The sequence below is a fragment of the Paenibacillus jilunlii genome (assembly GCF_900102965.1).
Classification (GTDB): Bacteria; Bacillota; Bacilli; order Paenibacillales; family Paenibacillaceae; genus Paenibacillus_AQ; species Paenibacillus_AQ jilunlii.
The window spans coordinates 191,274-201,355 of the sequence record NZ_FNGM01000004.1; the positions used below are offsets into that span (position 1 = coordinate 191,274).

General features: G+C 54.7%; 9 protein-coding genes. 6 read left to right on the forward strand and 3 right to left on the reverse strand.

Annotation, left to right across the window (positions count from 1 at the left end):
* The first annotated feature begins 275 nt into the window (after window positions 1–275).
* The 3 genes from BLQ82_RS10275 (at window position 276) to BLQ82_RS31915 (ending at window position 2,245) form a co-directional block, all read left to right on the forward strand.
* Window positions 276–1,229, forward strand: a complete 954-nt coding sequence (locus tag BLQ82_RS10275; RefSeq protein WP_062523965.1) for a TRM11 family SAM-dependent methyltransferase — start codon at window positions 276–278, stop codon at window positions 1,227–1,229.
* Window positions 1,230–1,271: 42 nt separating this feature from the next.
* Window positions 1,272–1,889: an NUDIX hydrolase gene (locus BLQ82_RS10280; RefSeq protein WP_062523946.1), complete on the forward strand. Its 618-nt coding sequence runs from the start codon at window positions 1,272–1,274 to the stop codon at window positions 1,887–1,889.
* A gap of 203 nt (window positions 1,890–2,092) precedes the next feature.
* Window positions 2,093–2,245, forward strand: coding sequence for a hypothetical protein (locus tag BLQ82_RS31915; protein ID WP_157243817.1), 153 nt, complete (start codon window positions 2,093–2,095; stop codon window positions 2,243–2,245).
* Window positions 2,246–2,343: 98 nt separating this feature from the next.
* Here BLQ82_RS31915 and BLQ82_RS10285 read toward each other — a convergent pair whose 3' ends face one another.
* From BLQ82_RS10285 to BLQ82_RS31920, 3 genes are all read right to left on the reverse strand, one after another.
* Window positions 2,344–2,802: an ASCH domain-containing protein gene (locus tag BLQ82_RS10285; protein WP_062523947.1), complete on the reverse strand. Its 459-nt coding sequence runs from the start codon at window positions 2,800–2,802 to the stop codon at window positions 2,344–2,346.
* A 28-nt stretch (window positions 2,803–2,830) separates the two neighbouring features.
* Window positions 2,831–4,825: a ribosomal protection-like ABC-F family protein gene (abc-f, locus tag BLQ82_RS10290; protein ID WP_062523948.1), complete on the reverse strand. Its 1,995-nt coding sequence runs from the start codon at window positions 4,823–4,825 to the stop codon at window positions 2,831–2,833.
* 104 nt (window positions 4,826–4,929) lie between these two features.
* On the reverse strand, window positions 4,930–5,097 hold the full coding sequence (locus tag BLQ82_RS31920; RefSeq protein ID WP_157243818.1) for a hypothetical protein: 168 nt from the start codon (window positions 5,095–5,097) through the stop codon (window positions 4,930–4,932).
* A 167-nt stretch (window positions 5,098–5,264) separates the two neighbouring features.
* On the opposite strand from BLQ82_RS31920, the gene BLQ82_RS10295 reads away from it, so the two are divergent.
* From BLQ82_RS10295 to BLQ82_RS10305, 3 genes are all read left to right on the forward strand, one after another.
* The gene (locus tag BLQ82_RS10295; RefSeq protein ID WP_062523949.1) at window positions 5,265–5,642 is read left to right on the forward strand and encodes a PH domain-containing protein; all 378 of its coding nucleotides are present in this window, start codon (window positions 5,265–5,267) and stop codon (window positions 5,640–5,642) included.
* A 482-nt stretch (window positions 5,643–6,124) separates the two neighbouring features.
* Window positions 6,125–7,702 carry a gamma-glutamyltransferase gene (gene ggt / locus BLQ82_RS10300; protein WP_074648112.1) on the forward strand — a complete coding sequence of 526 codons (1,578 nt, stop codon included), beginning with the start codon at window positions 6,125–6,127 and terminating at the stop codon, window positions 7,700–7,702.
* A 470-nt stretch (window positions 7,703–8,172) separates the two neighbouring features.
* Entirely contained in the window at window positions 8,173–9,360 is a 1,188-nt protein-coding gene (locus BLQ82_RS10305; protein ID WP_074648114.1) for an amidase, read from the forward strand.
* The last annotated feature ends 722 nt before the right edge of the window (window positions 9,361–10,082 follow it).

Below are 10,082 nucleotides of genomic sequence, written 5' to 3' on the forward strand. Positions count from 1 at the left end.
TTCATTATACTGGAGAATCCGCGATGGATCAAAACGCAATCGGCAAAAGCCTGCCAAAGGATCGTTCCAGGAGACCCGCTATCAGCCTCTTTCAGGTTGTTGATTACTTACAGTAACCATGATAAGCTTAGCTGGTTTAAGCCGCAAAAAGGTACTAACGGTATGGCAGGTGCTACAACTGTAGAATAAGGCAGAATCTCCGCATCATGCGGAAGTGACAGGAGCGAAAATGAGTGTCAGCGAATTCAAATAGTAGCCATGACTCCGAAATACAAATGCAAAAGAACAAGGAACAGCCATTATATATTTATACCTACGCCTGTACCGGGGACGAGGAATCCCTGTGCGGAATGGAGCTGCGCTGTCTGTTTGGCCGGGAAATTCCGGCGGCGGTCTTTGGAAGCGGGGTTCAAGTGGATGTAAGCCGCAGTCCGTTTATCAAGGAGCGGATTGATGTCATGTATTCCGGGAACAGCCTGGAGGATATCTATAAGCAGACCGAACAGGTAGAGGTGGAGGGGCAGACGTTCAAGGTGATTTTTGTGAAGACGAACGATTTGTCCCCGGAAGAAAAAATAGAGTACGATGAACGCAGAGCGATCGAGCGGGAAATCGGGTTGCGCATCGAGGGAGAGGCGGATGTGAACCATCCGGAGCGGGTATACGGCATTGTGACCCTGGGCGGAAGCTGGTACTTTGGAGAGTATCATAAGAACAAGGCAACCTGGTTCCGGCAGATGAAAAAACCGCGCAGCTACTCGATTGCACTTAGCACGCGTGTTGCACGGGCGGCGGTCAATATGGCGGTTCCGCATCCTGCAGGTGTAAGAGCGATAGATCCCTGCTGCGGCATAGGCACGGTAATGGTGGAGGCACTGTCCATGGGCATTGACATTGTGGGCCGGGACATTAATCCGCAAATTGTCGCCGGTGCACGCACGAATATTGCCCATTTCGGATTTAACAGCGTGGTTACCCTGGGTGATATTGCGGACATCCAGGAGCATTATGACGTTGCCATAGTGGACATGCCCTATAATTTATATTCGCGGATTACGCCCGGGGAGCAGCTCGCCATTCTGGTCCATACCCGCCGTATTGCTGACCGTGCTGTCATTGTCGCGATTGAAGCGGTGGATGAGATGATTGCTGAAGCAGGTTTCACCATTATCGACCGCTGCGTAGCGAAGAAAGGCGCATTCTCCCGCCATTTGATGCTGTGTGAGTAAACAGGACTTTGTATGCCTATACTAAGGAAAGACGGTGCAGCTATGGAACAGAAGTGGTTAACCTGGGCCAAGGAAATTCAGGCGATTGCCCAGACGGGACTTGCCTATGCCAAGGATGTATATGATATCGAACGTTATCAGGCGCTGCGGGAGCTGAGTGTAGATATTCTGGCGAACTATAGCTTTGAGAGCAAGGAGAAGATCAGGCTTGCCTTTGCGGGCGAGGAGGGTTACTGTACTCCCAAGGTGGATGTGCGCGGTGTGATTTTCCGTGAAGAGAAGATTCTGCTGGTTCGTGAAAAGCTGGATGGCCACTGGGCGCTCCCCGGAGGCTGGGCAGATATCGGACTGTCTCCAAGGGAAGTGGCGGTTAAGGAGATCGCTGAGGAATCTGGCTTTCAGGCAGAGGCGCTGCGTCTGCTGGCTGTGCTGGACAAGAAGTTCCATCACCATCCGCCGGAGCCCTACCATGTGTACAAAATGTTCATCTTATGCCGGATAACCGGCGGCGCTGCGGCGGAGGGCGTGGAGACGAACGGGGTGGCTTTTTTTGCCGAGGATGAACTGCCGGAGCTGTCGGAAGAACGGAACACGAGGGAGCAGCTGCGGATAATGTTCGAATATTTGCGGAATCCTGAGAAGCCGGTCATTTTGGACTAGGGATTTGCATATGCTGTAGGAATAAGATAATTTATAAGTTTTAAATGAGACAAAAACTGGTTAATAATAAATATGTAAGCCTTTACAAGGTGAAGCCGCTGAGCCTTTATATCTAAAAAAATCGCCGAAAATTTAACTTATTGGGCCAGGCGGTCTACATTTTTTCCTCTGCTCTGTCGATAGTTACTTTAGGAGGGGATCGCATGGAACAAGAAGAGTTAAGACTTCCGCTTAAGCAGGAGGGCATGACGCGTCCTGCAGAAGGCAACATTGCCACTGGACTGGTATGGGGCATCCTCATCAGCATTCCTTTATGGGTCTCGGTTATTGGCTGGGTTATGGGCTTCTGGCACTAGAATTAACCGCAGAACTACAACTTACACTACTTGCAACTATACAATGAAGGCTGCCTCTTCGTGATGAAGAAGCAGCCTTTTTGAATGCGCATCTCTGATTATTTGCGGTATACCAGCTCAAAGTTTTCACAGACCACCCGCATGCCCGGATCAAAGGCCATTTTGTAAGCCTTCATTTCTCTTGTGAAATAGGCTTCATGATGATACCGCCACGATTCCAGAGTACGGTCATCCTCACCTTCGGAATAGGCAAATTCCGCAGTCACTTCGTGGAAGGGAACAACCTCGCATTTTGTTGTCCTGATAATTCCCCGCGGCATGCCCTGGCTGTCCAGGATAATGGAATGTCCGCCGATAAAAGGCAAAGGCAGCCCGCGCACTTCGTTCAGCTCATAGTTCATGGCTGTTCCGGTCTTAACACCTTCCAGCACAAGGGCCAGCAGCTCATCTGCCAGCCGGTCATTGTCCGCGAACGCCCAGGCACTGTCGTATAAATCAGCTGCTTCAGGGTGTTCCTCCAGATAGGCCTTCCAATATTCAGCGATTATTTCTGTCATTGTACTCATCTGTCCTTTTCAGTGCTTATTAGTCTGTTTCACTCATCCAGCAGGCATACAGCTCTTCCAGCTTCTCCTGCGCGGCGTCCCGGACGAGCTGCAGCTCCGCGAGTCTGTCTGCATCGCTGGAGATCTGCGGGTCAAGCATTTCCGCATCAATGGAACCAAGCTGCGCCTCGGCGGCCGCGATTATCTCCTCCCAATAGCCTGGGAGACGGGACTTGCCGGGTTTTGAAGCAGACGCAGAGCTGCCGCGTCTGGCTTCGCCGCTGTCCCTGAGCCTGGCCTCTGGAAGGTCAGCCTTAACGGGGCTGCTACCGGACTTAGGGGCATTGTCTGGTTGCAGCTGCCCCTTGCTGTTATTCGAAGAGAGTCCGGCGGCGGCAGCCTTCTCGGCCTGTTTTTCCTTGTAATACTCATAGTTGCCGGAGAATACGGTGAATCTTCCTTCGGCTATGGACCAGAGCTTCCCGAAGCAGCGGTTGATGAAGTAACGGTCATGGGATACCGCCAGCACGGTGCCAGGGTATTCCTCCAGCGCTTCTTCCAGCGCCTCGCGTGAATCGATATCCAGATGGTTGGTCGGTTCATCGAGAATCAGCAGATTCGGGCGGCGGTGCATCAGCACTGCGAACCGCAGGCGGGTCCACTCTCCTCCGGAGAGGTTCGCTATATTCTTGAACACATCGCTTCCGTAAAAGAGAAACCGTGCCAGCTGTCCCCGGGCCTCACCCTCCTCCAGGCCTGCTTCCTCGCGGAAGTACCGCAGCACCGAGAGCCTCCCGTCCTCGGGAACAGCTTCCTGGGCCAGGTAGCCGACAACTGCCCGGGAGGCGAGGGTACAGCTTCCCTCGTCAGGCAGCTCCTGGCCCAGGATAATCCGCAGCAGCGTACTCTTGCCCGCGCCGTTGCCGCCGATCAATGCGGTGGTTTCCCCATACCGCAGAACTTCATTGGCCCCTGAGAAGAGGGGCCGGTCCCCGTAGCTTTTGCCAATCCGGTCAAGAATGACGACCTGATTGCCGGTACGATCCTCCTGCTGCAGCTGCAAATCCATAGCTTTGCGCTCCAGGACCGGACGCTTGACCTTCACCATCCGGTCGAGCGCCTTCTGCATTGAAGCCGCCCGGCGATGGAAGGAAGGGTTCGGCGGATTGGAACGGTTGCCCCATTCGATCAGCCGTTTGATGCTCTCCTGCATCTGTTTAATCTTCTTCTGCTGCTCCTGGTAATCGGCGAACTGCCGCAGCAGCCGGGCTTCCTTCTCAATCTGGTAGCCACTGTAGTTGGTATGGAACGTGAAGGCTTCGCCGTCTTCAATCTCAATCACTTTCTTCACTACGGCATCGAGGAAGTAGCGGTCATGGGAGATCGCCACCACTGTCCCTTCGTAATCCTGCAGGAACTGCTCCAGCCATTCGATGGCTTCCATATCGAGATGGTTCGTCGGCTCATCCAGCAGCAGGATATCAGGACGGCGCAGCAGCAGCTCGGCCAGGCCGACTTTGGTTTTTTCGCCGCCGGAAAGGGAAGAAAAGCGGCGGTCAAACTGTCCGGTTCCGATGCCCAGTCCTGCGGCTACACGCTGGATGGAGGCTTCAATCTCATAGCCCCCAGCCGCTTCGAATTTTTCCTGGAGGGTGCCGTATTCCTTGAGCAGCCGATCAAAGGTCAGCCCGCTGCTTCCGGCATCCGGCTGGGACATGGCCAGCTCCAGCTCCCGCAGGCGGGCCTGCCACTCCAGCGGTTCGGTGAAGCTGCGCTGCAAAACTGCATAAACAGTCTCCCCGTCATTGACTTCCTGAATTTGCGCCAGCAGTCCAACGACACTGCCTTTACGGATGGAGATTTGACCCTGGTCGGGACGTTCCTCCCCGCTCAGCAGATGGAAAAGCGTCGTTTTGCCGCAGCCATTGCGGCCGATCAGGCCGATTTTTTCACCTTGGCGGATATCGAAGGTAATGTCGCTCAGCACGAGCTGGGCGCCGTGGTATTTTTGAACATTTTGGCATGAGATGATCATAGGGATTCTCCTTTTATAAGAATGCCCTGTCGCCGCTTACGTTCATTTCTGGAAACAAAAAGACCGCAGGGAAATTCCCCGCGGCCTTTATGGTTTCTCCGGTCTTAAAGTGTCCGTTGAAGCGCAGGCAGGAAAGGCATTTCACAATATTGTAGTGTTATTGAATTCGTGTAAATGGACAGACTTCTCCCGTTGTCGGCATTTACATGAACGATGCCAGCCATAATATTAATCAGCCGGCTGCTAACACTATTGGTCCGATTGTGATCCATTCCTCCTACACCTCCTTTTTCCAAATTTAAAACCAGTTTAACCAATAACGGCTGAATATGCAAGAGAAAAAGTGCAGCGCCAGTGCATATCTGATGCCATGTGCAAGTAGTATGAGTATATGGCGGAGGATTTTTTGCCAAATCCAATCAGAAAAGGGGACTGGGCAATGGCGATGTTCAACGGGTTGCTGGGCAATGCCACGCAGGTGGCGCTGCCGGAGGTTCAGCGGGAATACGCACAGATTCTTGCCCCGCAGGAAAAAATCGAGCGGGCCTATAAGCTGGTCCGGGATATGTTCATTTTTACGGATAAACGGCTGATTCTTGTTGACAAGCAAGGTGTGACCGGCAAAAAAACGGAGTACCATTCCATCCCTTACAAAAGCATTACGCATTATTCGGTGGAAACAGCCGGGCACTTTGACTTGGATGCGGAGCTATGCCTGTATGTCTCGGGAGGCACGCTGCCGCTGAAGAAAACCTTCAACAAATCCGTGAATATCTATGAGGTCCAGGCTGTGCTGTCCCAGTATATTTTGAAATAACGTGTGGGGTGCACAAACACAATAATGGCAATTACAGGCTGTACAAGCAGGGGCATGCCTTTCCTGCAGGCGACTGCTTGTATTTTTGCATGACGTGGAACAGGCTGAGGAATGCCGCCGTGGAAGGAAGCGCGGTAGGGAGCGTTGCCGCAGCCAGCCATAGACATAGACAGCATAACCGGCGAAAACAAGCGGTTCTAGTGGCGGCCGGGTTTGGCAGCGCAGGCCGGCGCAAGCATATTCGAGAATTCTTGATTGGTCAGCCAGCCGTAGTTTTTGACACCGCTCGTCTGATTTGAAGCCTATTCTATATAATTCACCGGTGTGCAGCTACACTGCGCAATGTGGTTCAGCAGAACTTTGTGCATGGCTCACAAAAAACAGGAGGCAAACATGCGTTTTCGTCTCTCCCGATTGACAAAGGTTTTTGCGGTGCTGTTAAATGACACTAACTTGAGCGACAGGAATGGGAGATGGGCAGCATGACGACAGGTCCTGTAATCGGTACAAAAACGATGGTGGTCAGCCCCCATTACCTGGCTTCTGCCGCCGGAGCGCGGATTCTGCAAAAGGGCGGCAATGCCTTTGATGCGGCGGTAGCAGTCAGCGCCGCGCTCGCTGTGGTCTATCCGCATATGACGGGACTGGGCGGCGATGCCTTCTGGCTTACCTACAGCGCGGGTGAAGGGCGCGTCCGGGCCTACAACGGCAGCGGGCGTTCCGGCTACGGCGTCCGCAGGGACTGCTATGCCGGCGAGGAGGCGATTCCGAGACGGGGGGTGCGCAGTGCCATTACGGTCCCCGGAATGGCGGACAGCTGGTCGGCCGTCCAGCGCGAGTATGGACGCCTGACCCTGGGGGAGGTGCTGGAGCCGGCAATCGGCTATGCCGCCGGCGGGTTTCCGCTGTCGCCGGACCAGTACGGCAACAGTGTGCTCGCCGGAGCGGCGCTGGCCCCGGAAGCCGCGGCGGTCTATCTTCCCGGCGGCGCGGTTCCGGCCGCAGGGAGCAGGTTTGTGCAGCGGCAGCTGGCTGCGTCGCTGCGGCTCCTGGCCGAGGGCGGCCGGGATGCTTTTTATAAAGGGCAGATCGCAGAAGAGATTAGCCAATATATGCAGGCTTCCGGCGGGTATCTCACCCGGGAGGATTTTGCCGGTCACCAGGGGAACTGGGACGAGCCGGTATCTACGGACTACCACGGTTACGCGGTTTATCAGGTCCCGCCGAACTCCCAGGGTTTTACCGCGCTGATGGCGCTGAATATTCTGGAACACTACAATTTTGGCGGCATCGCGCATGGCTCCTATGAATATTATCATCTGCTGGTGGAGGCGCTGAAGCTGAGCTTCCGCGACCGCGACCGGGTGCTCACCGATCCGGCATTCAGCCGGATTCCGCTGGCGCAGCTCCTGGATAAACAGTATGCTTCGCTGCTGGCAGCATCGATTTCCCTTGTGAAGGCGGGTACGCTTAACAGTGAACCGGTGGGCCGGGATACCGCCTATGCGGCAGTTGTGGATGATGAAGGCAACGCGGCTTCTTTTATTCAAAGCCTGTATTTTGAATTTGGTTCAGGCGTTGTGGCCGGGAATACAGGAATTCTGCTGCAGAACAGGGGCTCTTTCTTCTCGCTGGACCCCGGGCATATCAATACGCTGGAGCCGCACAAGCGCACGTTCCATACGCTGATGCCTGCCATGGCCTGCCTTGACGGCAAGCCGGTCTATCTCTACGGCACACAGGGCGGGGAGGGTCAGCCGCAAACCCAGAGCCTGCTCCTGACCCGGATGCTGCATTACGGAATGGACCCGCAGGCGGCGGTGAACGCGCCGCGTTTTGTCTGGGGCAGAACCTGGGGCGAGCCGACCCAGGAGCTGAAGGTGGAGCGCAGGGTTGCACCTGAGGTGCTGAGCAAGCTATCCGAAGCCGGACATCTGGTGCGCTCCGTGGGGGACTATGATGGAATTGTGGGCCATGCCCATGCAATTTCCATCGATGCCAACGGCTACCGCAGCGGGGGCACGGACCCGCGCTGCGATGGCGCAGCTATTGGATGGTAGCTGGAGCTGATGCGGAGGTGGGGCTGTAGCTGGAGTGGAGGTGGGGTTGGAGCTGGAGTGGAGGTGGGGTTGGAGCTGGAGTGGGGCTGGAGCTGAAGTGGAGGTGGGGCTGGAGCTGGGGCTGGAGCTGGAGTGGAGCTGAAGCTTCTCCGGAGGCTGCCTCCCGCCTGTAACTGCATTTTCTACAACTAAAAGCTCGGATATCGGCGTGAAAATAGATTTAATTGCAGTCTGTACAGTTAAATAACACTCATTGTGCCAAAACAAGGTCAACCGCCATTTTTAGCTGTATGAAATACATTTATTTTAAAAAATGGACTTTTACACATCAGTTTAATTGCAGTAAATACACTTATCGGTAATGAGCACATAGGTTCTTTCCAATTTGGTTTGTATGACCAAGAAAAGAAGAGCAAGGGGATATGCGATGGCTGAAGGCATCCGGTTCGTTCGGGAGGGGAGGGGCAGAGATGGCTGTTCATAATCAACATGGAGCATTTATTGAACCGGGGCTTGAGGTAACGGGTATGGGAAGCGGAAAGTTGGCTGGTCTTAGCTTTGCAGTAAAAGATGTATTCGCAGTAGCCGGGCACCGCTCTTCTGCCGGTAACCCGGATTGGCTTCGCAGCCATCAGCCGGCTGCTGTACATTCGGCAGCAGTGAGCAAACTGCTGGAGTCCGGGGCTACCCTGCGGGGAGCCACACATACCGATGAGCTGATGTACAGCCTCGGCGGGGAGAATTACCACTATGGCACGCCGGTCAATCCGCGGGCCAAGGGCCGTATCCCCGGTGGCTCCTCCAGCGGTTCGGCGGTGGCGGTGGCCTCCGGCAGTGTGGATTTTGCACTGGGAACGGATACGGGCGGTTCCGTCCGCGTGCCATCTGCGTACTGCGGCGTGTGCGGCTTCCGCCCTACGCATGGTGCGGTGGAGATGGAAGGCGTGATTCCGCTTGCGCCGGGCTTCGACACCGTGGGCTGGATCACAGCCCGCCCGGAGCTGCTGCTGCGGGCGGGCGAGGTACTGCTCGGAGCAGCAGCTCCGGGCAGTAGGGGAGGCACGATGGGCAAGCTGCACATCGTGCCGGAGGCTTGGGCGCTGGCTGGTGCGGATAGCGCAGCCAGCTTGCAAGACGGCCTGCAGCTGCTGCAGGCCGGTGCAGGCTGGTCCGGCGCGACGGAGATCGCGCCGGAGGGGCTGAAGACATGGATGGATGTCTTCAGGGAACTGCAGGGCGCCGAGATATGGGCGACCCATGGGACATGGATAGAGCGTGCGCAGCCGCTCTTTGGCCCGGACATCGCCGCCCGCTTCGCATGGGCGGCGGGCCTTGCCGGGCAGGATCACAGCCGCGCGCTGCGGATACGCGCGGAGATAGCAGCCCGGCTGCGGCAGTTGCTTGGGGAGGACGGCTGCATCGTCCTCCCGACCGTGCCAGGGCCCGCACCGCTGCGCGGCGGGGATCTGGCACAGCTGGAGAAGGACCGCAGCGGCGCCATGATGCTTAGCTGCATCGCCGGCTTAGCCGGTCTGCCGCAGGTGACGCTGCCGGTGATTGGCCCCTCCGGCTTGCCGCTTGGCTTGTCGGTGATCGGCGGGCATGGGCAGGATCTGCGCCTGCTCTCCTGGGTCCGGGAGATTTGGCGACAAAACTAGTGTTGCATTACAGAGGCTAGTATTGTTCAACAGAAGTGTTGCGCAACAAATCTGGTATTGCCCAACAACCCTAGAGTTGCCCAGCAGAGCTAGAGTTGCCCAACAACCCTAGTGTTGCGCAATCCCCCCTGTCTTCACAATCGTGCCGGGCGGGGGTTTTTAGTAGGTGTAACTGATAGGAGTAATTAGTAGAGGTGAGTAGTAAAAACAAATAGTAAGGGTAAGAGAAAGTAGTAAGGGTAAGAGAAAGTAGTAAGGAGTAAAAGCAAGTAATAAGGAGTAAGGAGTAAGAGTAAGTAGTAAGGCGAAAATTCGAATAGTACTGGAGTGTGCAAAGAGTACTTTTGAAATCGCTTACTCCAACCGGCAAATGATTAAGTGGGAAAGGGGAACTTATTTCCCCAGAAATAAACAATTGTCAGGTTTAAGTGGAAAAAGTAGATTTAATTAGGCAATGTTACTCCATCAGGAGCGAAATGAGTTGAATTAGTGATACTTTTTCCACTTAGTATTGGTGAGCGCAGATTCACAAGCAAATTAGTTATACTTATTCCACTTAACCAGCTAACGAAGCCACGCAAAGATGCCCATGTTACTTACACAATTTTTTTGACGCTGCTCTACACGATGGGATAAGAGCTAAAAGTACCTTTGATTTCTCGGAAAGTGGGTTCCGGTGTGAGATAAGAGGTAAAAGTACCTTTGATTTCTCGGAAAGTGGG

Coding starts and splice junctions, on each gene's coding strand:
- BLQ82_RS10305 (WP_074648114.1), top strand. CDS start 8,173: ATGGCTGTTCATAATCAACATGGAGCATTTATTGAACCGGGGCTTGAG.
- BLQ82_RS10280 (WP_062523946.1), top strand. CDS start 1,272: ATGGAACAGAAGTGGTTAACCTGGGCCAAGGAAATTCAGGCGATTGCC.
- BLQ82_RS10295 (WP_062523949.1), top strand. CDS start 5,265: ATGGCGATGTTCAACGGGTTGCTGGGCAATGCCACGCAGGTGGCGCTG.
- ggt (WP_074648112.1), top strand. CDS start 6,125: ATGACGACAGGTCCTGTAATCGGTACAAAAACGATGGTGGTCAGCCCC.
- BLQ82_RS10275 (WP_062523965.1), top strand. CDS start 276: ATGCAAAAGAACAAGGAACAGCCATTATATATTTATACCTACGCCTGT.
- BLQ82_RS31915 (WP_157243817.1), top strand. CDS start 2,093: ATGGAACAAGAAGAGTTAAGACTTCCGCTTAAGCAGGAGGGCATGACG.
- BLQ82_RS10285 (WP_062523947.1), bottom strand. CDS start 2,802: ATGACAGAAATAATCGCTGAATATTGGAAGGCCTATCTGGAGGAACAC.
- BLQ82_RS31920 (WP_157243818.1), bottom strand. CDS start 5,097: ATGGATCACAATCGGACCAATAGTGTTAGCAGCCGGCTGATTAATATT.
- abc-f (WP_062523948.1), bottom strand. CDS start 4,825: ATGATCATCTCATGCCAAAATGTTCAAAAATACCACGGCGCCCAGCTC.